This window comes from Pseudonocardia sp. ICBG1142, assembly GCF_020496255.1.
Lineage (GTDB): Bacteria > Actinomycetota > Actinomycetes > Mycobacteriales > Pseudonocardiaceae > Pseudonocardia.
In genome coordinates this window covers 773,782-800,085 of record NZ_JAHLJC010000030.1, presented here as the reverse complement: position 1 = coordinate 800,085, position 26,304 = coordinate 773,782, and the positions used below count along the sequence as shown (strand labels likewise).

Annotated in this window: 20 protein-coding genes, 2 tRNA genes and 2 pseudogenes; 18 read left to right on the top strand and 6 right to left on the bottom strand. The window is 70.4% G+C overall.

The genetic code is table 11. The features are described 5' to 3' along the window. Positions 1–197 precede the first annotated feature (197 nt). From dnaA to KPL59_RS17895, 14 genes and pseudogenes are all read left to right on the top strand, one after another. Positions 198–1,955 (top strand): chromosomal replication initiator protein DnaA, encoded by a 1,758-nt coding sequence (gene dnaA / locus KPL59_RS17960; RefSeq protein WP_226361459.1) that lies wholly within the window; start codon positions 198–200, stop codon positions 1,953–1,955. 572 nt (positions 1,956–2,527) lie between these two features. Continuing rightward, positions 2,528–3,184, top strand: a pseudogene (locus tag KPL59_RS17955) (IS256 family transposase); the annotation flags it as partial. A gap of 156 nt (positions 3,185–3,340) precedes the next feature. Further along, the gene (locus KPL59_RS17950) at positions 3,341–5,179 is read left to right on the top strand and encodes an IS1634 family transposase (protein WP_226359530.1); all 1,839 of its coding nucleotides are present in this window, start codon (positions 3,341–3,343) and stop codon (positions 5,177–5,179) included. A 130-nt stretch (positions 5,180–5,309) separates the two neighbouring features. Next, a pseudogene (locus KPL59_RS17945) lies at positions 5,310–5,894 on the top strand (transposase); the annotation flags it as partial. 655 nt (positions 5,895–6,549) lie between these two features. Then, positions 6,550–7,704: a DNA polymerase III subunit beta gene (gene dnaN / locus KPL59_RS17940; RefSeq protein ID WP_226361458.1), complete on the top strand. Its 1,155-nt coding sequence runs from the start codon at positions 6,550–6,552 to the stop codon at positions 7,702–7,704. Positions 7,705–7,820: 116 nt separating this feature from the next. After that, positions 7,821–8,765 carry a phosphogluconate dehydrogenase (NAD(+)-dependent, decarboxylating) gene (gene gnd / locus KPL59_RS17935; protein ID WP_051050530.1) on the top strand — a complete coding sequence of 315 codons (945 nt, stop codon included), beginning with the start codon at positions 7,821–7,823 and terminating at the stop codon, positions 8,763–8,765. Positions 8,766–8,801: 36 nt separating this feature from the next. After that, on the top strand, positions 8,802–9,989 hold the full coding sequence (gene recF, locus KPL59_RS17930) for a DNA replication/repair protein RecF (protein WP_226361457.1): 1,188 nt from the start codon (positions 8,802–8,804) through the stop codon (positions 9,987–9,989). Positions 9,990–10,046: 57 nt separating this feature from the next. Next, on the top strand, positions 10,047–10,778 hold the full coding sequence (locus tag KPL59_RS17925) for a DciA family protein (RefSeq protein WP_308187907.1): 732 nt from the start codon (positions 10,047–10,049) through the stop codon (positions 10,776–10,778). A 421-nt stretch (positions 10,779–11,199) separates the two neighbouring features. Further along, positions 11,200–13,266 (top strand): DNA topoisomerase (ATP-hydrolyzing) subunit B, encoded by a 2,067-nt coding sequence (gyrB, locus tag KPL59_RS17920; RefSeq protein ID WP_226361456.1) that lies wholly within the window; start codon positions 11,200–11,202, stop codon positions 13,264–13,266. Positions 13,267–13,315: 49 nt separating this feature from the next. Beyond that, positions 13,316–15,826, top strand: a complete 2,511-nt coding sequence (gene gyrA / locus KPL59_RS17915; protein WP_226361455.1) for a DNA gyrase subunit A — start codon at positions 13,316–13,318, stop codon at positions 15,824–15,826. Between the two features lie 99 nt (positions 15,827–15,925). Then, a complete protein-coding gene (locus tag KPL59_RS37000; RefSeq protein ID WP_226361454.1) occupies positions 15,926–16,639 on the top strand; it encodes a DUF3566 domain-containing protein in 714 nt (237 codons plus the stop codon). 95 nt (positions 16,640–16,734) lie between these two features. Next, a tRNA-Ile gene (locus KPL59_RS17905) sits at positions 16,735–16,808 on the top strand. 40 nt (positions 16,809–16,848) lie between these two features. Further along, positions 16,849–16,959 carry a DLW-39 family protein gene (locus KPL59_RS17900; protein ID WP_020628481.1) on the top strand — a complete coding sequence of 37 codons (111 nt, stop codon included), beginning with the start codon at positions 16,849–16,851 and terminating at the stop codon, positions 16,957–16,959. Between the two features lie 36 nt (positions 16,960–16,995). Beyond that, positions 16,996–17,068 (top strand) — tRNA-Ala (locus tag KPL59_RS17895). Between the two features lie 89 nt (positions 17,069–17,157). Here KPL59_RS17895 and KPL59_RS17890 read toward each other — a convergent pair. Continuing rightward, positions 17,158–17,481: a tyrosine-type recombinase/integrase gene (locus KPL59_RS17890; protein ID WP_226361453.1), complete on the bottom strand. Its 324-nt coding sequence runs from the start codon at positions 17,479–17,481 to the stop codon at positions 17,158–17,160. A 163-nt stretch (positions 17,482–17,644) separates the two neighbouring features. On the opposite strand from KPL59_RS17890, the gene KPL59_RS17885 reads away from it, so the two are divergent. After that, entirely contained in the window at positions 17,645–18,031 is a 387-nt protein-coding gene (locus KPL59_RS17885; RefSeq protein WP_226361452.1) for a VOC family protein, read from the top strand. A gap of 116 nt (positions 18,032–18,147) precedes the next feature. Here KPL59_RS17885 and KPL59_RS17880 read toward each other — a convergent pair whose 3' ends face one another. The 4 genes from KPL59_RS17880 to KPL59_RS17865 all read right to left on the bottom strand — a co-directional run bounded on the left by KPL59_RS17880 (position 18,148) and on the right by KPL59_RS17865 (position 23,090). Then, complete coding sequence (locus tag KPL59_RS17880) at positions 18,148–18,264, bottom strand: hypothetical protein (RefSeq protein ID WP_374111658.1); 117 nt, start codon at positions 18,262–18,264, stop codon at positions 18,148–18,150. A gap of 388 nt (positions 18,265–18,652) precedes the next feature. Then, positions 18,653–19,489, bottom strand: a complete 837-nt coding sequence (locus tag KPL59_RS17875) for a putative RNA methyltransferase (protein WP_226361451.1) — start codon at positions 19,487–19,489, stop codon at positions 18,653–18,655. A gap of 1,089 nt (positions 19,490–20,578) precedes the next feature. Beyond that, entirely contained in the window at positions 20,579–21,343 is a 765-nt protein-coding gene (locus tag KPL59_RS17870; RefSeq protein WP_226359944.1) for a transposase, read from the bottom strand. A gap of 1,042 nt (positions 21,344–22,385) precedes the next feature. Next, positions 22,386–23,090 carry a DUF3159 domain-containing protein gene (locus KPL59_RS17865; RefSeq protein ID WP_226361450.1) on the bottom strand — a complete coding sequence of 235 codons (705 nt, stop codon included), beginning with the start codon at positions 23,088–23,090 and terminating at the stop codon, positions 22,386–22,388. Between the two features lie 186 nt (positions 23,091–23,276). Here KPL59_RS17865 and KPL59_RS17860 point away from each other — a divergent pair, with 186 nt between their 5' ends. Further along, a complete protein-coding gene (locus tag KPL59_RS17860; RefSeq protein ID WP_226362100.1) occupies positions 23,277–24,140 on the top strand; it encodes a helix-turn-helix transcriptional regulator in 864 nt (287 codons plus the stop codon). A gap of 19 nt (positions 24,141–24,159) precedes the next feature. Here the strand turns inward: KPL59_RS17860 and KPL59_RS17855 are convergent, their stop codons facing one another. Beyond that, entirely contained in the window at positions 24,160–24,588 is a 429-nt protein-coding gene (locus KPL59_RS17855; RefSeq protein ID WP_020625421.1) for an SRPBCC family protein, read from the bottom strand. 122 nt (positions 24,589–24,710) lie between these two features. On the opposite strand from KPL59_RS17855, the gene KPL59_RS17850 reads away from it, so the two are divergent. Both KPL59_RS17850 and KPL59_RS17845 read left to right on the top strand, forming a co-directional pair. Then, positions 24,711–25,118 carry a YciI family protein gene (locus KPL59_RS17850; RefSeq protein WP_075309265.1) on the top strand — a complete coding sequence of 136 codons (408 nt, stop codon included), beginning with the start codon at positions 24,711–24,713 and terminating at the stop codon, positions 25,116–25,118. Positions 25,119–25,120: 2 nt separating this feature from the next. Next, the gene (locus KPL59_RS17845; RefSeq protein WP_226362099.1) at positions 25,121–26,266 is read left to right on the top strand and encodes an RNA polymerase sigma factor; all 1,146 of its coding nucleotides are present in this window, start codon (positions 25,121–25,123) and stop codon (positions 26,264–26,266) included. Positions 26,267–26,304 lie beyond the last annotated feature (38 nt).

Sequence of the window (26,304 nt, the reverse complement as noted above, 5' to 3'; positions counted from 1 at the left end):
CGAGACCTCCACACGGCCGACGACCGACGCCCCGATGCGCGCCGGCCGAGGCCTGCTGCGTACCTTTACGCACAAGTGTGGACAACTCTGGGGATACATCGCCCCAGAGGTCGAGTCCGCGCGTCCGGACGGCTCACCGCCAGTGCTCCGGGGGGAGCAGACCGCCGACAGCGGCCGATCGGGAGGGGGAAACGCGGATGACCGACCAGCCGGGCGACCTCGGCGCGGTCTGGAACCGGGTCATCGCCGATCTCTCCGGCGCGTCGGCCGAGTCCGGTACGCCCACCCTCTCCCCGCAGCAGCGCGCGTTCCTGCGCCTGACCCGCCCCCTCGGCCTGCTCGACGGCACGGCGCTGCTCGCCGCCCCGAGCGAGTTCGCGAAGGACGCCATCGAGCGGATCCTGCGCAGACCGATCAGCGACGCCCTCGGCCGCCACCTCGGCGTGGCGGTCAACCTCGCGGTCGTCGTCGATGCCTCCGCGGCGTCCGGCGGCACCGAGGTCCCCGACCCGCCCGGGTTCGGCATGCACCGCGGCGTCACCGCCGGGGACAGCGTCCGTGACACCGGCACCGGCGACCGCGCGGGCGACGCCCCGGCCGCAGTGACCACCGGGGACCACGGCACCGGTCCCGCACCCGAGCACGTCGCGCACGAGCACGTCGACGGCGCGGGCCCGGACACCGGGCCGCAGCCCGCCGTCGACGGCGGGTACGGCAACGGCTTCGCCGGCGGGTCCCGCCGCGACGACGCCGGCCCCTCCGGCACCGACCGCGGCTGGTCGGCCGAGCAGCCGCCGTCGTCGTCCGGGGGATGGGCGCCGCAGCCCGGCGGTCGCCCCGAGCCGGGCTCACGCGACGGGCAGACCTCGTGGCCCGCCTACACCGCGCCGCAGGCGGGCGACCCGGTCGCGCCGCGGTCGCAGACCCGGCTCAACGAGCGCTACACCTTCGACACCTTCGTCATCGGAGCATCGAACCGGTTCAGCCACGCCGCCGCGGTCGCAGTGGCCGAGGCACCGGCGCGGGCGTACAACCCGCTGTTCATCTGGGGCGAGTCCGGACTGGGCAAGACCCACCTGCTGCACGCCGTCGGGCACTACGCCCAGCGGCTGTTCCCCGGGATGCGGGTCCGGTACGTCAGTACCGAGGAGTTCACGAACGACTTCATCAACTCCCTGCGCGACGACCGCAAGGTCGCCTTCCAGCGCCGCTACCGCGATGTCGACGTGCTGCTGGTCGACGACATCCAGTTCCTGGAGGGCAAGGAGGGGACGCAGGAGGAGTTCTTCCACACCTTCAACACCCTCCACAACGCGAACAAGCAGATCGTCGTCTCCTCCGACCGGCCGCCCAAGCGCCTCGAGACCCTCGAGGACCGGATGCGGACCCGGTTCGAGTGGGGACTGATCACCGACATCCAGCCGCCCGAGCTGGAGACTCGGATCGCGATCCTGCGGAAGAAGGCCGCCCAGGACCGGCTCGCCGTCCCCGGTGAGGTCCTGGAGTTCATCGCGGAGCGGATCGAGCGCAACATCCGCGAGCTCGAGGGCGCACTGATCCGGGTCACGGCGTTCGCGTCGCTGAACCGGCAAGCCGTCGACACCCAGCTCGCCGAGATCGTGCTGCGCGACCTCATCCCGGACTCCGCGGCCTCGGAGATCACCGCCCCGACGATCATGGCGGTCACCGCAGAGTTCTTCGGCCTCACGCTGGACGAGCTGTCCGGGCCGGGCAAGACGAAGGCGCTCGCCCAGGCCCGTCAGATCGCCATGTACCTGTGCCGCGAGCTGACCGACCTGTCGCTGCCGCGCATCGGGCAAACCTTCGGCGGACGGGACCACACCACCGTCATGCACGCCGACAAGAAGATCCGCAACGAGATCTCGCTCCGGCGGAAGACCTTCGAGCAGGTGCAGGAGCTGACCGCGCGGATCAAGCTGCGCGCTCGGCACTGACCTCCGCCGGGGTCCGCCGAGGCGGGTTGTCCACCGGTCGCACCGCTTCTCCACAGCCCGACCGGCTCCGCCGTGACCTGGCAGGACGCGTTCGCGGCGGTCACCGCGCGCACCGGGACCGATCCCGTGCAACCCACAGGGGCCACAGCCCCCCAGATCGCCGCTGCGGCGCGTTCGGCGCCCTCCCGGGGCGATCGGCACCCCCGCCGTCGCGGACGTCCGTGGCGCCCGGCCCGGTCGACGCGATACCGATCGGGTCCGGCGTGGCGCCACCCGCGTGTCGGGCCCGCTCCTCCCGTTCGTCGTCCGGTAGAGGGCACTCGGCGCTTCGCCACTCGCCCCGGTGATCGCTTGCGCTCACCCGCCGGTCACGCTGCGTCGACAACCCTGTGACGGGTGAGACGTCTGTGGGTTCTTCGCGCAACGCGGGAGTGCCGAACTGTCTGTGGGTGGCGTCCCCGTTGGTGGTGGAAGTAGCGGCCCTGTCCGGCGTGTCTGACCACGTGGAAGGGGCCACCGCGTGAGTCTCTGCGTGTACCCGCCAAGGAACACGGAGAGGAAGGCGCCACGCGATGGCCCTGGACCAGTCTGCCCTGCTCGAAGTCCTCGAGGCACTCAAAGCCGCCGATGTCGGTGACCGTGTCCGCACCGCCGCCGAGACGATCTACCAGGCGTTGATCGAGGCCGAGCTCACCGACACCATCGGCGCCGGCCGCCACGAACGCAACGAGTCCCGCACCGCCCAACGCAACGGACACCGGACCCGCACCCTGACCACCACCGCCGGGGACCTGGAACTACGGATCCCGAAACTGCGCACCGGGAGCTTCTTCCCCTCGCTGCTCGAACGCCGCCGCCGAGTCGACCAGGCCCTGTTCGCGGTTGTGATGGAGGCCTACCTGCACGGCGTGTCGACCCGGAAGGTCGACGACCTGGTCAAAGCACTCGGGGCGGACTCGGGGATCTCGAAGTCCGAGGTCTCCCGGATCTGCGCCGACCTCGACACCGAGGTCGGCGCGTTCCGCGACCGCAGCCTGGCCGGCCAGAAGTTTCCCTACGTGTTCCTCGATGCGACCTACTGCAAGGCGAGGGTCAACCACCGGGTCGTGTCCCAAGCGGTCGTGATCGCCACCGGTGTTCGTGCCGACGGGTGGCGCGAGGTCCTCGGGTTCGCCGTGGGCGACTCCGAGGACGGCGCGTTCTGGACCGCGTTCCTGCGCAGCCTCAAGCCCGCGTTCCGCAGTTGATGGGCACATGAGCGGGGTCCGCGGGGAGTAAGGCCTGGTCAGCGTGCTGCGCCTGCGTGAGAGTGCTCGAAAACGTGGGCACACGTTTTGGCGGGTTGAGGCTTGTGTGAGCTGCCCGGAGTGTGATCGGCTGCGGTCATGTATCTGCGGACGACCGAGCGGCGGAACAAGGACGGCTCGGTCGTGCGCTACCTGGCCCTGGCCCACAACCAACGCGTCGGTGCCACCACGAAGGCGAACGTGCTGCTCAACCTCGGCCGGGAGGACCGCCTGGACCCCGACGGGCTGCGCCGGCTGGTCCGCTCGATCAACCGCTACCTGGGCGAACCCGGCACCGACGCCGGCACGGACGCCGCTGAGTCCGCGGGCGCCGGTACCGCGGCCGAGGGGCTGCGGTTGATCGCCTCCCGCCCGGCCGGGGCGGCGTGGTTGCTGAACGGGCTGTGGAAGGCCCTGGACGTCGAGGCCGCCCTGCGCAAGGTGCTGGGTGGGCGCCGGTTCACCACCGATGTCGAGCGGGTGCTGTTCGCGCTGGTGGCGAACCGGGCGATCGACCCGTCCTCGAAGCTGGCCGCGGCCGAGTGGGTCGGCCACGACGTGGCGATCCCCGGCCTGGACGCGCTCAGCGAGGATCAGGCGTATCGGGCGATGGACCTGCTGATCGAGGCCGACACCGACGCGAAGGTGCAGGAGGCGGTGTTCTTCGCGGTCGCGGACCTGCTCAACCTCGAGGTCGACCTGCTGTTCTTCGACACGACCAGCACCTACTTCGAGCGCGACACCGAGGACCCCGACCCCGCCGAGGGCACCGACAGCAGCACCGACAGCAGCGTCGACGGATCAGACGCAGTGGCAAGCCCAGGCGGCCCGGGCGGGTTCCGGCGCTACGGGCACTCCAAGGACCACCGCCGGGACCTGCCGCAGATCGTCATCGGGCTGGCCGTCACCCGGGAAGGCATCCCGGTCCGGTGCTGGTGCTGGCCCGGCAACACCAACGACCAGGCGATCCTGCCGCAGGTCAAGGACGACCTACGGGGGTGGCGACTGGGCCGCGTGGTCACCGTGGTCGACCGCGGGTTCTCCTCCCGGGACAACCTGGCCTACCTTCAGCGCGCGGGCGGGCACTACATCGCCGGCGAACGGATGCGCGACGGCAGCCCGCACGCCGCCCAGGCACTGTCCCGCCAGGGCCGCTACCAGCAGGTTCGGGACAACCTGCGCGTCAAGGAAGTCCGGATCGACTCCACCCCCGGCGTCCGGTGGATCATCTGCCACAACCCCGACGAGGCCGAACGCGACCAGGCCGCCCGCGAAGCCGCGATCGCCAGGATCTCCGCCGAGCTCGACCGCATCGCGTCCGCCCGCACCCGAGCCCGCGAGGCCGCCCGCACCCGCCGCGCCGCCACCACAACCAGCAAGGCCGCGTGGCGGCACGCCGCCCGGGCCGCCGAACGTGAGGAGGCCGCGCACGTCAAGGCCGAATGCGCGCTGCGTGAACACCCGGCCCTGGGCCGGTGGCTGCGCCAGACACCGTCCGGGCGGCTGCAACTGGACCGGACCAAGATCGCCGCCGAAGCGAAGCTGGACGGGAAGTACCTGCTGTCCACCTCCGACCCGGACCTCTCGGCCGAGGACGTCGCCCTGGGCTACAAGAACCTGCTGGAGGCCGAGCGCGGGTTCCGCGACTTGAAATCCACCATCGAGCTGCGGCCGGTGTTCCACCGCCTCGAACTCCGCATCCGCGCCCACGTCCTGCTCTGCTGGCTGGCGCTGCTGCTGATCCGGGTCGCCGAACGCCGCACCGGCCGCACCTGGCGCACCATCTCCCGCGAGCTGGGCCGGCTGCACACGATCACCCTCACCGGCCCGGCCGGCACCGTCGTGCAGACCACCGAGCTCACCACCACCCAGGCCGGCATTCTTCGGGCCTGCGGGGTCACCCCACCACCCCGGATCACCACCCTCGACCCCGCCTAACCAGCCCAAACAGCGCCAACAGGCACCGCGGCGGGCATGGACACACGCCCACCCCGCTCCCACACCAGCGGTCCTGCAGGTCAACCCCCGAATTCAGCCCTCACATCTGCCCACGAACTGCGGAATCCGGGTCAAGGCCCGCGGGCTCGGCGGGGGGCAGCTGGTGATCTCCGACGCACATACCGGGCTCACCCAGGCCATCTCAGCGGTCCTGCTCGGGACGGCCTGGCAACGCTGCCGGGTGCATTTCCTGCGCAACGTGCTGGCCCAGGTCCCCAAGGGCAACGCCGAGATGGTCGCCGCGGCGATCCGTACGATCTTCGCCCAACCGAAAGCGGACATGGTCCGCGAGCAGCTCAACGTGATCGCCACGATGCTTGGCCGCCAGTCGGAGAAGGTCGAGACGATGCTGCGCGACGCCGCCCCCGACCTGCTCGCGTTCGCGGACTTCCCGGTCGCGCACTGGAAGAAGATCTGGTCGACCAACCCTCTGGAACGGTTGAACAAGGAGGTCAAACGCCGCACCGACGTCGTCGGGGTGTTCCCGAACCCCGAGGCGTTGTTGCGGCTGGCCGGTGCCGTGCTGGCCGAGGCCCACGACGAGTGGCAGGCCGGGGACCGCCGCTACCTCAGCGAAGCCACCATGGCACTGCTCGCCCCCACACCAGCGGTGGAGGACAAGGAGGTGGCCGAGCCCGAACTCATCACGGCATGATCTGACCTGTAGAGACCCTCGCGAGCGACTTACACCACCCGAGGGGACGTCACCCTGTCTGTGCCCCCGGTCACCCAGGGTCCACGATCCACCACGTTTTCACCCACATCTGGGGACAACTCTGTGGATGGATCGTCTCCGGCCCGTGGACGGATGGCCCGGGATCCGTGGACAACTCTGTGGTGAACCCGGGATGAACCGGGGACGGATGGGCGTCGACGCGGTCGGTCCACCGCTCCACGGACCTGTCAACGGGTGCCCCCACCCCCGCGTCCCCAGCCGACGCGGCCTGCTGACCAGCACGGATGCGCTCCATCCACACTGTGCACAGGACTTAGTACTACTGCGGTTGTTCTCTCTCTATCTCTTCTTCCCAAGAACACCTGTGTGGACCGACCCCCGGACGGGGGTCACGGACGGGGACACCGACGGGCACCGGGGTGGCGTGGAAACTGTCGGGGCGAGGCTCTACCGTGAGCGTCCCGGCGAACCCCGGCTTCCGATCCCGTCCCGGCCACTCCGCTCCGCAGCCCCTCCGGGCCACGGGGCCGGCCGGACCCGGAGGCCGAACCGGTCCGCCGCAGCACCGCCGTCCCGTCGACGACCCGGCCCCTCGCCGTGGTCGGAGTCGGGCGCTACCGGGGAAGGTCTCCAGATGAAGTTCCGGGTCGAACGCGACGTCCTCGCGGATGCGGCTGCCTGGGTGGCGCGCAGCCTCCCGGCTCGTCCGCCGGTGCCCGTGCTCGGCGGGGTCCTCATCCAGTCCGACGGCGAGTCCGGCGAGAAGCTGACGGTCTCCGGCTTCGACTACGAGACCTCGGCCCGCGTCGAGCTCGACGCGACGGTCGGGGAGCCGGGCCGCACGCTCGTCTCCGGGCGGCTGCTGGCCGACATCACCCGCGCGCTGCCGTCCAAGCCGGTCGACCTGACCGTCGACGGTTCCCGCGCCACGATCAACTGCGGCAACTCCCGGTTCAGCCTCCCGACGATGCCGGTCGAGGACTACCCGCAGCTGCCCGACATGCCGCAGCGCGCCGGGTCGGTCGCCGCCGACGCGCTGGCCGCCGCCGTCGCCCAGGTCGCCGTCGCGTCCGGCCGGGACGACACGCTGCCGATGCTGACCGGCATCCGGCTCGAGATCGAGGGCTCGCAGCTGACGCTCGCGGCCACCGACCGGTTCCGGCTCGCCGTCCGCGAGCTCGAGTGGTCCCCGGAGGACGCCTCGATCTCGACCGCGGTGCTGATCCCGGCCAAGACCCTCGCCGAGGTCGCCAAGACCCTCGCCGGGTCCGGCACCGTGGAGATCGCGCTGTCGGCCGGGGACGGGATGCTCGGCCTCACCGGTGGCGGCCGTCGCTCCACCAGCCGGCTGCTCGACGCCGAGTTCCCGCGCTTCCGCCAGCTGATCCCGGCCGAGCACACCACCGCCGTCGAGCTCGACGTCGCGCTGCTGGTCGAGGCGATCAAGCGTGTCTCGCTCGTCGCGGACCGGGTCGCCCAGATCCGGATGGAGTTCGGCGAGGACGGCCTGCGGCTGGCCGCCGGCGGCGACGACGTCGGGTCCGCCGAGGAGGAGCTGCCCTGCGCGCTCGACGGCAGCCCGCTGACGATCGCGTTCAACCCGGGCTACCTGCTCGACGCGCTCGGCGCGCTGCACACCGACCGCGCGCAGCTGACGTTCACCACGCCGAACCGGCCCTCACTGGTCCGCCCGGTGCCCAAGCCCGCCACCGACGACGCGGGCGAGGCTCCGTCGCCGGAGAAGTCGGGCTACCTGCACCTGCTGATGCCGGTGCGGCTGCCGGGCTGACCCCCGCCGGGCGGACGTCCCGGCGAGGGGGAAGACTCCTCCCCGGTGTGATCGACGAGGGCCACCGGAGCCCTGTGGGGCATGCCGGCGGCACGGACGTGAAGGGGGCCTCTGCCGTGCAGATCGGCATGATCGGACTCGGCCGCATGGGCGGCAACATGCGGGAGCGGCTGCGGGCCGCCGGGCACGAGGTGGTGGGCTACGACCCCCGCCCGGAGGTCAGCGATGTGGCCTCGCTCGCCGAACTCGCGGGTGCGCTGGCCGCACCGCGCGTCGTGTGGGTCATGGTTCCCTCCGGTGAGCCGACCCGGAACACCGTCGCCACGCTGGCGACCACGCTCGAGGCCGGTGACCTGGTCATCGACGGCGGCAACTCCCGCTACACCGACGACCAGCCCAACGCCGCCCTGCTCGACGCGCACGGCATCGGCTACATCGACTGCGGCGTCTCCGGCGGGATCTGGGGCAAGGACAACGGCTACGGCCTGATGGCCGGTGGCGAGCCGGAGCACATCGCGCGTGCCATGCCGATCTTCGACGCGCTGCGTCCGGAGGGCGTGCGCGAGGAGGGCTTCGCGCACGCCGGTCCGGTCGGCGCGGGGCACTTCGCGAAGATGGTCCACAACGGGATCGAGTACGGCCTCATGCAGGCCTACGCCGAGGGCTTCGAGCTCATGGAGGCCAGCGAGCTGATCACCGACGTACCCGGGGTGATCCAGGCCTGGTCGCGTGGCACGGTCGTCCGCTCCTGGCTGCTCGACCTGCTGGTCGACGCGCTCAAGGACGACCCGCGCCTCGAGCAGCTCGAGGGGTACGTGGACGACTCCGGGGAAGGCCGTTGGACGATCGAGGAGGCCATCGCGCACGCGGTGCCGTTGCCGGTCATCTCCGCGGCCCTGTTCGCCCGGTTCTCCTCCCGGCAGGCCGAGTCGCCGGCGATGAAGGCCGTCGCCGCGCTGCGCCAGCAGTTCGGCGGGCACGCGGTGAAGAAGTCCGGGCCCGCCGGGTCCCCGGGTGACAAGGCGGGACCGTCGTCCGGCGGCGGTTCGACGCAGCAGTGACCCGGCGCCGAGCCGGACGGGAAGGGTGACCAGGCGGTGTACCTCAGGCGGTTCTCGGTCACCGACTTCCGGTCCTGGCCGGAGGCCGAGCTGGAGCTCGACCCCGGTGTGACCGTGCTGGTCGGGGCCAACGGCGTCGGCAAGACCAACCTGGTCGAGGGGATCGGCTACCTCGCCACCTTCGGCTCGCACCGGGTGTCCTCCGACGCGCCGCTGATCCGGCGCGGGGCCGAGCAGGCCGTCGTCCGCGGCGAGGTGCACCATCACGGCCGGAAGCTCGGCGTCGAGCTGGAGATCAACAACGGGAAGCAGAACCGGGCACGGGTCAACCGCTCACCGGTCTCGCGGCCGCGCGAGGTCCTGGGGATCCTGCGCAGCGTGCTGTTCGCGCCGGAGGACCTGGCGCTCGTGCGGGGCGACCCGTCGGAGCGCAGGCGCTTCCTCGACGAGCTGCTCGTCGCGCGGTTCCCGCGCTACGCCGGCGTCCGCGCCGACTACGACAAGGTCCTGCGCCAGCGCTCGGCCCTACTGAAGTCCGCCAAGCCCGCGCTGCGCGGGGCCCGCGGCCGGTCCCGGTCGCCGGTCGCCGCGGACCCGGACCTTCCCGACGACCTGGCGACGCTGGAGGTCTGGGACGGGCACCTCGCCCGTACCGGCGCGGCACTGCTGGCCGGGCGGCGCGAGCTCGTCGTCGCGCTGGCGCCCTACGCCCGGGAGGCGTTCGCGGCGATCGCGCCGTCGTCGGACCCGATCGGCCTGGACTACCGGTCCAGCCTCGGGACGGCGGGGGTGGCGGAGCTGCCGTCCTCGACCGGGGAACTGGAGACGCTGCTGCTCGACCGGCTGGCGCAGGTGCGGTCCCAGGAGATCGAACGCGGGGTCTGCCTGGTCGGCCCGCACCGCGACGAGCTGGACCTCGCCCTGGGCGAGGGACCGGCGAAGGGCTACGCCAGCCACGGCGAGTCCTGGGCGTTCGCGCTGGCGTTGCGGCTGGCGTCCTACCGCCTGCTGCACGCCGACGACGTCGAGCCGGTCCTCGTGCTGGACGACGTCTTCGCCGAGCTGGACTCGGCCCGCCGCCGCGCGCTGGCCGGCCTCGTGGCCGACGCGGAGCAGGTACTGGTCACCGCCGCGGTGGCCGAGGACGTGCCCGCGGAGCTCGACGGGGCCCGGTTCGCCGTCGGCGACCGGAGGGTGAGCCGCGACGGCGAGGTGCCCGCATGATCGCCCCGACAGGTCTCGAACGCGTCACGGCATTCTGGGGACAAGGCTGTGGATACTGTGGATAACTCAGGCGAACCGGGGGACGGACGCCGTTCCGGAACCGGAAACCGGAGGACAGGGCGTCGGGCAACGGGCACCGCCGGCACCGCCCCTGGGGACGGACGCGACACCGGACCGGGTCACGACGCGGTCACGGGCGCGGGGGTCACGGGCGCGGGGGTCACGGGCGCGGGGGTCCCGGGGGAGCAGGGGGATCTGCTCGCCGGCGACCGCGCGAACCTGCGCGGTGCCGACCTCGCCCGCGAGGCGTTGCGCGCGGCCCGTGAGGCGTCGGCCCGCAAGGCCGAGGAGCGGGCCCAGGCCGACCGGCCCAAGCTGCGCGTGGTCTCCGGGCGGGGGCGTCGCCGTCGCTGGTCGGGGGCGGGGCCCGACGACCGGGACCCGCAGCCGTTCGGACGCCTGGTGTCGCGGGTGTCGGTGGACCGCGGCTGGTCGAACCGGCTGACCGACGCGACCGTGCTCGGCCGGTGGCCTCAGCTGGTCGGACCGGACGTCGCCGACCACTGCACACCGGTCTCGCTGCGCGACGGCGAGCTGACCCTGCAGGCCGAGTCGACGGCGTGGGCCACCCAGCTGCGGACGCTGCAGCGTCAGCTGCTGACCCGGCTCGCGGCCGCGGTCGGGCCGGACGTCGTGCGCCGGATCCGGGTGGTCGGGCCGAGCGGCCCGAGCTGGCGGCACGGTCCGCGGCACGTCCGCGGTCGTGGCCCTCGCGACACCTACGGCTGAGCCTCGCTCCACCCGCACACGGACCGCCGACTGGGTGGTGCGAGCCCGGTCGCTCACGTTGCGGACGTGTCACGACGCCAGGGGCGCGTACGGGGGCCCGGATCGGGTGGGGAGCTGCACCGGAGTGCACGGGCCGCTCTCGTCGGCGGTGAGCGCGAGATGACACGGCCGCCGGTCCGCTCGGCCCGGCAGGGGCCACGTTCGACCCCGTACCGGACGCCGTTCGCCCGTCTGTGGCGCTTCTGGGCGGGTCCTATCCGCCTTCCCGGGCGTTCCGCCGGGTAGGATCGACAGGTGTTCCCCGGGTGGCTCCCCAATGACATGACCAGAGCGCCCGGTCGGTGGAACCGCTCCGTCGTCGTCGCACCGGTGGTGCGCGCGTCGCGCGGGCGGTTCACGTGGCGAGGAGAAGCAGCTACCCGTGGCTTCCGACAAGGCAGCGAACAACGCCTACGGCGCGTCGTCCATCACGGTCCTCAAGGGCCTGGAGGCGGTCCGCAAGCGGCCCGGCATGTACATCGGCTCGACCGGTGAGCGGGGCCTGCACCACCTGATCTGGGAGGTGGTGGACAACTCGGTCGACGAGGCGATGGCCGGTCACGCCACGAAGGTCGTCGTGACCCTGCAGTCAGACGGTGGCATCCGCGTCGAGGACGACGGTCGTGGCATTCCCGTCGAGATGCACCCGGTGGAGAAGAAGCCGACCCTCGAGGTCGTCCTCACCAGCCTGCACGCGGGCGGCAAGTTCGACGACAAGTCCTATGCCGTGTCCGGTGGTCTGCACGGCGTCGGCGTCTCGGTCGTGAACGCGCTGTCCACCGCGCTCGACGTCGAGGTCCGCCGGGACGGCAAGATCTGGCGCCAGCACTACGAGTACGCCGTGCCCGGCGAGCTCGTCGAGGCCGGCACCACGAAGAAGTCCGACACCGGCACCACGATCACCTACTGGGCCGACCCGAAGATCTTCGAGACGACCACATACACGCTGGAGACGATCCGTCGCCGGCTGCAGGAGCAGACGTTCCTGAACAAGGGCCTCACCATGGTCCTGCGCGACGAGCGCAGGCCGGAGAAGCCGGCGGGCGTGCCGTCGTCGGACGCGGTCGACGAGGACGGGAACCCGGTCGAGGCACCGGTCCCGGAGATCGACACGGACTCCGAGCCCGACGCCGAGGGCTACGTCGCCAAGCCCAAGGAGTACGTCTTCCACTACCCGAACGGGCTGGAGGACTTCGTCGCGCACCTGAACAAGTCCAAGGACCCGATCCACCGCAAGATCGTCAGCTACACCGGCGAGGGCCCCGGCCACCAGGTCGAGGTCGCGATGCAGTGGAACTCGGGCTACTCCGAGTCGGTCTACACCTTCGCGAACACGATCAACACGCACGAGGGCGGCACCCACGAGGAGGGCTTCCGCCACGCGCTGACCGCCACGGTCAACAAGTACGCGCGCGACAAGAAGCTCATCAAGGAGAAGGACCCGGCGCTGTCCGGCGACGACATCCGCGAGGGCCTCGCCGCGATCGTCTCGGTCAAGGTCTCCGAGCCGCAGTTCGAGGGCCAGACCAAGACCAAGCTCGGCAACACCGAGGTCAAGTCGTTCGTCCAGCGCGTGTCGAACGAGTGGCTCGCCGACTGGTTCGAGCGCAACCCCACCGAGGCCAAGACGATCGTCACCAAGGCGGTCTCCTCGGCCCAGGCCCGCCTGGCCGCGCGTCGTGCCCGCGAGCTCGTGCGCCGCAAGAGCGCCGGTGACATCGGCGGCCTGCCCGGCAAGCTGTCGGACTGCCGCTCCCGCGACCCGGAGAGCTGCGAGCTCTACATCGTGGAGGGTGACTCCGCCGGCGGCTCGGCGAAGGCCGGCCGCGACTCGATGCACCAGGCGATCCTGCCGATCCGCGGCAAGATCATCAACGTCGAGAAGGCCCGGATCGACCGCGTCCTCAAGAACACCGAGGTCCAGTCGATCATCACCGCGATGGGCACCGGCATCCACGACGACTTCGACCTGTCGAAGCTGCGCTACCACAAGCTCGTGCTGATGGCCGACGCCGACGTCGACGGCCAGCACATCCGCACGCTGCTGCTCACGCTGCTGTTCCGCTTCATGCGCCCGCTGATCGAGAACGGGCACGTGTTCCTGGCGCAGCCGCCGCTGTACAAGCTCAAGTGGGCCGGTCGCGGGGCCGAGCCGGAGTACGCCTACACCGACCGCGAGCGCGACGGCCTGATCGAGGCCGGCCGTGCCGCGGGCAAGAAGCTCCCCAAGGACCAGGGCGTGCAGCGCTACAAGGGTCTCGGCGAGATGGACGCCAAGGAGCTGTGGGAGACCACCATGGACCCGACGAACCGGCTGCTGCTCCAGGTGAGCCTGGACGACGCCGCCACCGCCGACGAGCTGTTCTCGGTGCTGATGGGTGAGGACGTCGAGTCCCGCCGCTCCTTCATCACCCGCAACGCCAAGGACGTGCGCTTCCTGGACGTCTGATCCACACATCTGATCCAGACGAACGTATGAACACGCACGAGGAGACTTCGTGACGGACACGATCGACCCCGCCGCGCCCACGGGCGGTAGCGGAGAGGGTGGGGGCCGGGTCGAACCGGTCGACATCCAGCAGGAGATGCAGCGCTCGTACATCGACTACGCGATGAGCGTGATCGTCGGGCGGGCGCTGCCGCTGGTGGAGGACGGGCTCAAGCCGGTCCACCGCCGCGTCCTCTACTCGATGGGGGAGAACGGCTTCCGACCCGACCGTGCCCCGGTCAAGTGCGCCCGCGTCGTCGGCGACGTGATGGGCAACTACCACCCGCACGGTGACTCGGCGATCTACGACGCCCTCGTGCGGCTGGCCCAGCCCTGGTCGATGCGCTACCCGCTGATCCAGGGGCAGGGCAACTTCGGCTCGCGCGGCAACGACCCGGCCGCGGCCATGCGGTACACCGAGTGCCGGCTCTCGCCGCTGGCGATGGCGATGCTCCAGGACATCGACGAGGAGACCGTCGACTTCCTGGACAATTACGACGGCAAGACCCAGGAGCCGGTCGTCCTGCCGTCGCGGGTGCCGAACCTGCTCATCAACGGCAGCTCCGGCATCGCGGTCGGCATGGCGACCAACATCCCGCCGCACAACCTGCGCGAGGTCGGCGCCGGCGTCGCCTGGTGCCTGGAGAACCCGGACGCCACCGACGACGAGCTCCTCGAAGCGGCGATGGAGCGGATCAAGGGGCCGGACTTCCCGACCTACGGCCTCATCGTCGGTCGCGACGGCATCGAGTCGGCCTACCGGACCGGGCGCGGCTCGGTGCGGATGCGCGCCGTCGTCGAGGTCGAGGAGGACACCAAGGGCCGCACCACCCTGGTGGTCACCGAGCTGCCCTACCTGGTGAACCCGGACAACCTCATCGAGTCGATCGCGGCCATGGTCCGCGACGGCAAGATCGCCGGGATCTCCGAGATCGTCGATGAGTCCTCCGACCGCATCGGCATGCGGATCGTCGTCACGCTCAAGCGCGACGCCGTCGCCAAGGTCGTGCTGAACAACCTGTACAAGCACACCCAGCTGCAGCACAGCTTCGGTGTGAACATGCTGTCGATCGTCGACGGCGTGCCGCGCACCCTGCGCCTCGACCAGATGATCCGGCACTACGTCCGGCACCAGATCGAGGTCATCGTCCGGCGGACCCGCTACCGGCTGCGCAAGGCCGAGGAGCGGGCCCACATCCTGCGTGGTCTGGTCAAGGCGCTCGACGCGCTCGACGAGGTCATCGCGCTGATCCGGGCGTCGGCCACGGTCGACGTCGCCAAGGCCGGCCTGATCGACCTGCTCGACGTCGACGACATCCAGGCCCAGGCGATCCTGGACATGCAGCTGCGACGGCTCGCCGCGCTGGAGCGCCAGAAGATCGTCGACGAGCTGGCCGAGATCGAGCGCGAGATCGCCGACTACCAGGACATCCTGGCCCGGCCCGAGCGGCAGCGGCAGATCGTGCGCGACGAGCTCGCCGAGCTGGTCGAGGCCCACGGCGACGACCGCCGCACCCGGATCGTCGGCTTCGACGGCGACGTCACCGACGAGGACCTGATCGCGGTCGAGGACGTCGTCGTCACGATCACCCGCACCGGCTACGCCAAGCGCACGAAGACCGACCTGTACCGCGCCCAGAAGCGCGGCGGGAAGGGCGTGCAGGGGGCGCAGCTGAAGCAGGACGACATCGTCAACCACTTCTTCGTCTGCTCCACGCACGACTGGATGCTGTTCTTCACCAACCGCGGGCGGGTCTACCGGCTCAAGGCCTACGAGCTGCCCGAGGCGAACCGCACCGCGCGCGGCCAGCACCTGGCGAACCTCCTGGCCTTGCAGCCGGAGGAGGAGATCGCCCAGGTCATGCAGATCAAGGACTACTCGGCGCGGCCGTACCTGGTGCTGGCCACCCGCAACGGCCTGGTGAAGAAGTCGCGCCTGACCGACTTCGACTCCAACCGGGCCGGCGGCCTCATCGGCATCAACCTGCGCGACGACGACGAGCTGGTCGGCGCCGTCCTCTGTTCGGGTGATGACGATCTGCTCCTCGTGTCCGCCGAAGGCCAGTCCATCCGGTTCACCGCGTCCGACGACGCGCTGCGCCCGATGGGTCGCGCGACCTCCGGCGTGCTGGGGATGCGGTTCAACGAGGGCGACAAGCTGCTGGCCCTCGGCGTGATCCGCCCCGACACCTACCTGCTCGTCGCCACCACCGGTGGCTACGCGAAGCGCACCCCGATCGAGGACTACCCCGTTCAGGGCCGTGGCGGGAAGGGAGTGTTGACCCTCCAGTACGACCGTCGGCGTGGCACGCTGGTCGGTGCGCTCATCGTCGGCATCGACGACGAGCTGTACGCGATCACCTCCACCGGCGGGGTCATCCGGACCTCCGCCCGCGAGGTGCGGAAGGCCGGCCGGCAGACGAAGGGAGTCCGCCTGATGAACCTGGGCGAGACCTCCACGCTGCTGGCCGTCGCCCGCAACGCGGAGGAGACCGAGGAGGACCCGGGCCAGCAGGCGTAGTGCCACGTCGGGTGGCCGGCCCGTGAGGGCCGGCCACCCGGCACACGCCGTGGGGCCGGGGTAGTACCGAGCGACGACCAGCGAGGAGAGCTCCCACTCGTGAGCACCGACGACCGCACCCCGTCGCAGGACGAGGCCCGCACCGTCGCCACCGACGCCGACCACGACCCGTCGACGGCGGCGGCCGACCACGTCCCCGGCCCGCGCGACGACGCCGCGGCCGAGCCGGCCGCGGCCTCGCCGCCCCCGTGGCGCCGGGTACCCGACACCCATGACGACCGCGACGGCGGCACCGTCGCGGACTCGCTGCTCAGCGAGGCCCCGACCGCGTTCATGACCGCACCCGGACCGAGTGCGGCCACCGGCGCGACGACCGCCGTCCGCGATCCGGAGCCGCACGAGAACGGCACGGGTCCGGCGGACCCGCCGCGCGCGTCGGTCCGCAACCGGCCCCCGCGCCAGGCCCTGCTGCAGCTCAAGCGGCTCGACCCGTGGTCGGTGCTCAAGATGGCCCTGGCGCTGGCCGTCGTGCTGTGGCTGGTCTGGATGGTCGCCGCGGGCGTCCTGTACGGCGTGCTCGGCGGGATGGGCGTCTGGGACCGGCTCAACGGCACCTACGCCGACCTCGTCACCTCGCAGCAGGAGACCGGGGGGTCGCTGATCAGCGTCGGCCGGGTCTTCGGGCTCGCGGCCGTCGTCGGTGCGGTCAACAGTCTGCTGTTCGCGGTGGCCATCACCGTGGTCGCGTTCGTCTACAACGTGGCCGCCGACCTGGTCGGCGGCATCGAGGTCACGCTCTCCGAGCGGGACTGACCGGAGCGTCGTCGCGCACACCGCACGGGGCCGAGCGGCGGGGGACCCCCTCGTAACCCGCTCGACCCCGTGAGGTAGTGTTTCTCCTGTTGCACGGGCCTATAGCTCAGTTGGTTAGAGCGCATCGCTGATAACGATGAGGTCGCTGGTTCAAATCCAGCTAGGCCCACACCTTCCCCCTCCGACAGTCACTCGCGAGGAGACCTGCGATGAAGAAGCTGTTCGTGCTGGCCGTCGCCGCCGGTGCCGCGTACTTCGGCTGGTCCCGCCTCCGCGGTGTCGGGTCCGACGACCTGTGGCACGAGGCCACCACTCGCTGACTCCGCCTCCCGGGGTACCGTGGTCGGGACCCACCAGGGGACATAGCTCAATTGGCAGAGCACCGCCTTTGCAAGGCGGGGGTTAGGGGTTCGATTCCCCTTGTCTCCACTCCATCTGACCTGCGATAACAGCTTCCACGTGGAACATCGGTGCCGCTGATGTCGGTGCCGATACAGCCATCGTGCAGCCACGGCGCATCAGTCGTCGTCCCAGGCGCGGTCAATCGCGCCCCCAGCGTCGAACATCTGGTTCGGCAGGCCGTGGGCGTAGGTGTCCATCGTGAGCCGGTAGGTCGAGTGCCCGAGGACCTCCATGACCGTCCGTAGGTCGACGCCCTGGGCGACGAGGTAGGTCCCGCAGGCATGCCGGAGACGGTGCAGGTGGAGCCACTCCATGCCGGCGGACCTCCGCGCGAGGGCGAACGCGACGCCTCCGGCGCCGAACCGGCCACGGCCCTTCGGCCCTGGCCTCCCGCTCCGGCGGGCGGGGGCCTGGCCGACAATCGAGGCAGCAAGGCACACCGCCGAGAACAGAGGTCGGGCGGCGGGCACCCCACGAGGCCACGCGGGTCGGTGACTCGGGGTTGACCAGAGGGGCCAGCTGCGGTCAAATCCTCACAGCGTCGCGCCTGGGCCGGTGATCGATCGGCAGGTGGAGGCGCCGGAGCCCTGGAGTCACCATCCCATGGCCGTACGACTCGATCACTTGGCCTTAGCCGCCAAGGACGCCCACGAATCAGCGCAGTTTCTCGCCGACATCCTCGGTCTGCCCGACCCCCACCCATGGGGACCTTTCATCGCCGTCGACGTGGACGAGACTCTGACCATCGACTACGCCGCGCCGCCCATCGATTTTCCCGGCCAGCATGTGGCGTTCCTGGTCGGCGAGGACGATTTCGACGCCATTCGCGGGCGTCTCGACGCCCGGGGCGTCGTCTACTACGCCGCACCTGGCTACCGCGGGCCCGGCACGATCAACGACAACCACGGTGGGCGGGGGCTGTACTTCGACGACCCCGGTGGACACCACCTGGAGGTCATCACCCAGCGGTACGGGAGTGCGCCCGACTGAGACGCGCTCGCTGCCTCGCGGAGCGGCGGTTCGCCAGGTCGTCTCCAGGCCGTCGGGGGCGGGTGGGCCCGAGCGGAGCTGAGAAGTGACGAGTGCCTCCGGCGCTGGTGGTTGGGCTACCGACGTCTGGCGCCGCAGGTCGCCCAGTGGTGCCTCTCGTGCCCGAGCATCATCTGGACGACCCCGACGTCCGCGCCCGACGTGATCGCCTGCGACGCCGTGGTGTGTCGCAGCTCGTGTGGGTGGAAGCTCTCCGGCCCGACGCGGTCGACAGCAAGGTCGAAAACGGCTCACCCGCAGGACGCTCTCGTGCGGGAACTCGAACAGCAGTACGTCGGGCGCCCGGTCTCTCGCGAGCGGCGCCGGCTCGCCGGAGACCTGCGCTTAGATCCCTGCCTCGGCGATCTCTTGTCCCGAATGTCCTGCACGGTGGCCGACGACTGGTGCTCGTCGACCCCCGCGAGATGAACGGTGAAACCGCGTACGACATCCCCGTACCTGCACTCGAGCTGAACTGCGACGCCCTCGATACTGCCCGCGCGCTGCCAGCATCGCCCTGGCCAACGGAGACGATCCCGACCTTCCCGCGGCGGGGGCTGTCGTCGCCGATGCTTCGACTGCCTAACTGCGGGTCGTATCGCGACGGAGAACGACGACGTCCACAGCGGCGGTGACCCCCAGGATGTCCGGCAGCTGATGCACGACGCGGTCGCGGTGGTCCGCGTCGACGTGATGGGCGCTGGGCCCCATGTCGACGAGCGCGCGCACCTGGTCGCGGCCCAGGGCGAGCCGCCACCTCACCGCTTGCCGAGCAACCTCGGTGAAGCCCTCGAAGGCGTGCCGGAGCCGGTCCGCCTTGCGGGGGTCGACGCCGATCGTGCCGAGGCGGCTGCGCAGCTCGCGCAGATGCTCCGCGCCCGCCGTCGCCATGATCAGGACCCCGTCGCTGCTCAGCACGCGGTCGATCTCACCCGGTGTCCGTGGACCGAGGACGTTCAGCACGACATCGGCTGACCGCGACGCGAGTGGCAGTGGTTGCCACATGTCTGCTCCGACAGCGGCAGCTCTGGGATGGGCGCGGCTCGCACGCCGCAGTGCTGCGGCCGACAGATCCAGGGTCGCGCCCCACGCTGCAGGAAGTGCATCGAGGGTTGAGGCGAGGTAGTAGCCGGTGCCTCCGGCGAGGTCGGCGACGAGCCCGGTCTGTCGTGGGGCGTACTCGGCGGCGAATGCCGTGATCGTCGAGCGCAGCGCCTCGAAGTGGCCCTGGCGCAGGAACGATTCTCTGGCCGTCACCATCTCCGTGGTGTCTCCGCGGTGGCGGCGCCGGCCGGAGAGAAGGGTGAGGTGGCCATGACGGGATATGTCGAAGGAATGGCCCGCCCGGCAACGGACCGTCCTGCCGTCTCGGCACAGCACGGCGGCATGGCACAGCGGGCACCGCAGCCGTCCGAGCACGGCGTCCAGCGGGGTCGGGTATGAGGAAGCGCCGTCAGCGTGGCAGCCGACGGCCGGAGTTGTCTCCACAGTCGCGTAGTCCCTGTACATGGAAGCGGGGACGCGGCGGTGGCACGTCTACACGACGAGCCCATGTCGGCACGGGTGAGAGGCCGTCGGACCTAGCTAGCAGGGTCGGACGGCGGAGTGCACCGCCTCAGGCGGTACGGGGGCGCTTCGCGAGCGGGAGCCACATGAGCCTGACCGTACCCGCTCGATCCGCGTCCGACGTCAAGCATCAGGTGAGACCGGGACGTCAAGCATCAGCCGGGACACGACAACAACGGCAGAGAGCTCCGTGGCTAGACCCTCCATCCGGTGTCAGGCGGCGCCTTCATCGCCGGTCGAGTTGAAGTGCTGGGCGAGCATGCGGTCTTCTGTAGGCCCCGCCCCGCACTTCAACGCGCAGCCCGCATCTACCAGCGCGGGCGTTCTTCTGGTCTCCGGGCGCTGGCTTGCTGCCCGGAGTGAGGAGCTGACGATAATTGCCCAGAGATGGAATTCGGGGAGCGCTGACTCCTGCGCGCAACTGCGATGGTTAATCGAGCGAGTAGCCATGCTGGCAGCAGTGCCACAAACAAGTAGGTAAAGATGGTTGTCGCCGCCATTTCTATACTGCCCCATGAATTCGGCCGAGAGAAGACCACTAGGCCCCAGGTAATCATCATAAAGAGCGAAAAGTAGTAGAGCAGGCGCCACGCTCGTGCCCAGCCTGTGACGCTAAAATCACGCAGGAAAACCTTGGATAGGACGCTCGCTAGGGTTACTGGCTGTCTTAGCGCTGGCGATAGTTGCGACATTCGCTCGTAGGCTGAGTCCAGATCGGCTGCCGCTCGACGCTGAACGAGTTCAGGAGCGTTTCCTGTAGAGTTGATCGAAGCATGCGCTTTCGCCCATGCTTCGATCATCTCGATCTCAGACTTCACTTGGGTTAGGAGTCGTTGACGTCTTTGTTCGCCAGTTCGCCTTTGCTGCGTCTCTTTCCACCATGCACCAGCTAAAGTAACAATTGCAGTCAAAGTCGGCGCTATGAGGCTTATTCAGGCTCCGTCAGGTAAGTGTGTAGAAGATGAGTCCGATGACTGCCGAGATTGTCGTTTTAAATGTGGCGTAGGGCCGCCGGTAGTCTGTGTGGAGAACTTTCCACGTTTTGATATGGGCGATGACTCGTTCGATGGTGGCGCGTGTGTGGTTGAGGCTCTTGTTGAATGTTTTTTGCCAGTCGAGAAGTTCCCGGCCGGGTGGTTTTTTGAACGGGGTGAGCATGCCGCGCCCGATGTATCCTTTATCGCCGATCGGGGGGTATGTGGCGAGGTGGTCGAGGGCGCCGGATTGGTCGAGGCAATATAGGTCGTGTCGGGAGCCTGGGGTCGGGTCGGAGATCCACGACAGCTGCCCTTCCAGGGTGGCTGCGACCTGGACGACGACGCCGGTGGTGCGATGCTTGCCCGACCACAGACCCGGCACCGCGGCCCATGACCAGCAGGGCAGCAAGGTTCCATCGATGATGTACTGCCGATCGGCACGAAGCTCCTCTGCCGTCGGAACGACACTCCGCAGCGCCTGTGCCAGCAACGGTGTCACCCCCGTGATCGCTCGACTAACCGTCGACTGCGACACCCCATAGGTTTCCGCCAACTCCCACTGCACACGATTCCCGCGCAGATACGCCAACGTGATCACCACCGACCAGAACAACCCCAGAACCGGCGGCCAAGACAAACGTGCCTCCGTCGCGTCCCGCTGATCCTGCTCATACACTATAGCGACAAGATCCTGAATTTCATCACGCCGGAAACCAGTGGTATAGTACATACTGCGGCAGCCCGTTCATCTCGGATTGATTCGGCAAACCAATATTCGCGATGGACGGGCTGTCGCCCAATCCGACACGCCGGGCTAGATCGTTATTTCACGGGGCCTGAATAAGCCTCTATGAGCGCGAGTACCTCGTTCATGTGTAAGGCCGAGCTGACGGAGTGGGGATCTTCACGATCGGTAGTCGTCCCAGTACCCTCCGACGTCACAGTCAACTCGACGGCCTCTAGAGCCTCGGTTGAATCTGGTACGACTACTGGAGGTGGTCGCAATCTTGCAGGAGCGAAAGTTCTCGTCGAGGTGGCCGACAAAGTGCGAGTTCGCGCCCGGCTCAGATTCGGTAGGCCCCGGCAGTCTAGACCAACAGCGCGCAATTTAACCTATACTTGCTATTCAATCGACCCAAGCGAAGTCCGCAGCGTTCCGCTCGAGCCCGTCCGCGAGTGGCGAACCAGTCTGCTTCTAGGATGTGCTACAAGATCGATGGAAGTGTGTCGGCGAATTGCCTAGTGAAGAGGACCGTTTTGACCTGTCGCAAGAAAATCGTCAATTCGATCTATGCGGCGGCAACCTAGGATCCAGAACTGGATCGAACCGGCCCTCGCCTATCGGGCTGGTACCGGGATGGCGGCCGTGCATCCCATCGACCTCCCTTCGGCTACCACACGTGACGTCAGGTCGTCCGGACCCGCTCACCACAACACCAGGTCCACCGACCATGTCGCGGTGGACGGTGGTGACGACGTCGTCCCAGGGCAGACCTGTGAGCTCGTGCGAGACGTCCCAGATGCCCTCGGGCGTCGGTGGTGCCGCGCAGGGGCCGGTAGGTCCCAGCTCGGCGGGGATGCCGCCCGGACCTCTGGCCCGTAGAGTTGCCCCGCCTTGCTCGGAGAGATCGCGGTGTATAGCGCGGCCAGCGCGGCGCTCTGCGGGGTCCCGACGAGGATGCCGCCCGCCGATAGCGCGATGCCGCGGGTGCGAGACACGGTGCCCCTCTGATGGGTGAGGTGTGAGGGACGACGGCCGGATGTGCGGCGGCTCAGGTCCCATCGGCACCGCGGGAGCTGACCGCGCGGCGTGCGGCGACGAGTGTGACCGCAGCAAGCGCCGCGAAGACCGGAACGGCCCCGACGCTGAGCGCGGCGAGGACGGCGGGCTGGTCCGCCAGGTAGGCCAGGGCGCGCAGGGTGAGGTTGAGCGCGTGGAGCACGACGCCGACCAGCGTGGTGACGGTGTAGATGCGCATCAGCCGGGAGTGGTCGCGCCAGTCGTCGGGGCCACCGACCAGACGGTTGAACAACGTCCCGGTCACCGGCCGGCGGACGAGGACCGAGCCGAGGAACAGTACGCCGAGCGCGGCGGGGATCAGCGTGGGCAGCAGGAAGAACGCCCGTGCCTCCCCGGAGAACCCGGCGACGGCTGCACACACCCCGGCGACCGCCAGACCGACGACGGCGCCCCGCAGTGACTCCCGACGGGCCAGGCGCACCCCGAACGTCACCGGCGCCGCCACGGCGAGCGCGACGAAGGCCCAGGTCAGACCGCCCACCGCGTCGGCGACCACGAAGGCGACGGTCGGTACGGCGGCGAGGAGGATGCCGAACCCGCCACCCGATCGCGCCAGGCTGGTGCGCATCGCGGCGCCGAGCGTCGCGGCCGGGGCCTGCCCGTCGGAGCGGCGGTCCTCCGGGCGCTCCGATGGGACGGTCGCGGTCGGGTCGAGCGACACGAGTTCGTTCGGCACGGTGGGCTCCTCGGCTCGGTGGGGGTGTGCCGACCACGTTCGTCGCTGTGCCGGTCGGTAGCCACGGCCTGACGATCCGTGGCTGAGCGGTCCGACCCGGAGCCGGTGGGGAGGATCGGCAGTCCGTGGCTACGCCCCGCGCGTCGCGGTAGGAACGAATCGGTGAGCGACCGAGAGGCGGCGCGGATGATCGACAGGACGGGCCTGGCGCAGTTCCTGCGCCGGCGTCGTGAGGTGCTCCAACCGGAGGACGTCGGACTGCCGCGGGGGCAGCGGCGCCGCACCAGCGGGCTGCGCCGGGAGGAAGCCGCGGCCCTGTGCCACATGTCGACCGACTACTACGCGCGCCTCGAACGGGAGCGCGGCCCGCGGCCGTCGGAGCAGATGATCGCCGCGATCGCCCAGGGCCTGCACCTGTCGCTCGACGAGCGCGACCACCTGTTCCGGCTCGCCGGCCAGCACCCACCAGCCCGCGGAACGGGCGGCGACCACATCGGACCCGGGCTGCTGCGCATCCTCGACCGGCTCGTCGACACCCCCGCCGAGATCGTCACCGAGCTCGGGGAGACGCTGCGCCAGACGTCACTGGGGGTCGCGCTCACCGGCGACACGACCGGGTTCACCGGGCCGAGGCGGAGCGTCGGCTACCGCTGGTTCACCGAGCCCGCAGCTCGCAGGCGCTACCCACCGGAGGACCACGCGCTGCTGTCGCGGCGCTACGTCTCGGGCCTGCGCGCGGTCGCGGTCCGGCGCGGACCGGACTCCCGCGCGGCCCGGCTCGCCGAGCTCCTCCACCCGCACAACGAGGAGTTCCGCACGCTGTGGGACGCCCACGAGATCGGAGTCCGGTCCGACGACCTCAAACGGCTCGTCCACCCCGAGGTCGGCGCGCTGGAACTGCACTGTCAGACGCTGCTCGACCCCGAGCAGTCCCACCTGCTGCTCGTCTACACCGCCGTACCGGGCAGCGAGACGCACGAGAAGCTGCAGCTCCTCTCGGTCATCGGCGCACCGTCCCCCGCCTGGCACGGCGAGCCGGCCGGGCCGTGACCCGCGGGGCGCCGGGCGGTCAGCGCGGCCCGGCGCCGATCCCGCGCACCAGCCCGGACAGCAACACCTTCGACAGCCCCTTGGCCAGCAACGCCTCCCCGACGGGCAGCCGCTTGTCGGCCTCCACGGCGTAGGTGATCTCCGTGCCGGCGCCGACCGGGCGCAGCGTGACCTCGCCCCGGTAGTTCTTCAGCGGCACCCCGGCGATCGCGCGGTAGCCCAGCCGTCGCCCCGGCTCGAACGCGGTGACCTCCTCGACGATCGGCCCCGGCGACCCGATTCCGACCTTGCGCACCGTCCCGACCCCGTTCGGCTCCGGCGTGCCCGCGCGGGTGATCTCCACCTTCAGGCCCGGCGCCCAGGTCGACATGCCCTCGTGGTCGGACAGCACCGACCACACCGCCTCGGGCGTCGCGGACACGGTGCGGACGGACGTCGCTCTGATCATGTGCGGAACCTACTGACGGGTAGAAGAAAAATCGAGCGGCGGTGTCGAGAACGTGCGTCCGGTTCCGTCCCCGGGGTGAACGCGGCCAGGATGGGCCGCGACGAGCACCGAGGAGATCCACCATGGCCAAGTACCTGCTGCTCAAGCACTACCGCGGAGCCCCGGCCCCGAAGAACGACGTGCCGATGGACCGCTGGGCTCCCGAGGAGGTCACCGCGCACATCCGCTTCATGCAGGATCTCGCGGAGGACCTGAAGCGCTCCGGGGAGTTCGTCGACGCCCAGGCACTCGCTCCCGAGGGCACCTTCGTCCGCTACGACGGCGAGGGCCGCCCGCCCGTCACCGACGGTCCGTTCGCCGAGACCAAGGACCTCGTCGCCGGCTGGATGATCATCGACGTCGACAGCTACGAGCGGGCCGTAGAGGTGACCGGTGTGCTGTCGGCGGCGCCCGGTGCCGGTGGGGAGCCGATCCACGAGTGGATCGAGCTGCGCCCGTTCCTCGAGGCCCCGCCGACCGTCACGGAGTGAGCATGGACGCCGCGCTGCTGCGCGGTCTCGTACCGGAGGTCCTCGGGATCCTCGGCCGTCGCGGGGTGGGCTTCGCGGCGGCCGAGGACGCCGTGCAGGACGCACTGGTCGAGGCCCTGCGGACCTGGCCGGCCGACCTGCCGTGGGACCCGAAGGGCTGGCTGGTGGCGGTGGCCTGGCGCCGCTTCCTCGACGCCACCCGGTCGGAGACCGCGCGTCGTGGCCGGGAGGAGCGGGCCGAGGCCGAGCCGGTGCCGGGCCCGGCGTCGGACCACGACGACGCGCTCGAGCTGTACTTCCTGTGCGCGCACCCGTCGCTGTCGCCGTCGTCGGCGGTCGCACTCACCCTGCGGGCCGTCGGCGGGCTCACCACCCGCCAGATCGCCGCGGCCTACCTGGTGCCCGAGGCGACGATGGCGCAGCGGATCAGCCGCGCCAAGCGCACCGTCGCGGGGGAGCGGCTCGACCGACCCGGCGACGTCGCGACCGTCCTGAGGACGCTCTACCTGGTGTTCAACGAGGGCTACTCCGGCGACGTCGACCTCGCCGCGGAGGCGATCCGGCTGACCCGGCGCCTCGCGGCGTCGGTCGACCATCCCGAGGTCGCCGGCCTGCTCGCGCTGATGCTGCTGCACCACGCCCGCCGCGCCGCCCGGACCGGTCCGGCCGGCGAGCTGGTGCCGCTGGCCGAGCAGGACCGCGGCCGCTGGGACACCGCGCTGATCACCGAGGGCGTGGCGGTGCTGCAGGCCGCGCTGGCCCGTGACCGGCTGGGGGAGTTCCAGGCCCAGGCGGCCGTCGCCGCCCTGCACGCCGACGCGCCGGCGGCCGAGGAGACCGACTGGCCCCAGATCGTCGAGTGGTACGACGAGCTGGTCCGGCTCACCGGCAGCCCGGTCGCCCGGCTGAACCGCGCCGTCGCGGTCGGGGAGGCCGACGGTCCCCGGGCCGGCCTGGCAGCACTCGCCGACCTCGACCCGACGCTGCCCCGCTGGACCGCGGTCAGCGCCCACCTGCACGAACGGGCGGGGGAGCGGGCCACGGCCGCGCGTCTCTACGCCGAGGCCGCGGCGCTGGCGTCCTCCACCGCCGAACGGGACCACCTGACCCGGTGCGCCGCCCGGCTCCACACCGGATCGGCGAGCTGAACCGCATCGTCACAATTGACGATCGCCTGGATTCCTGC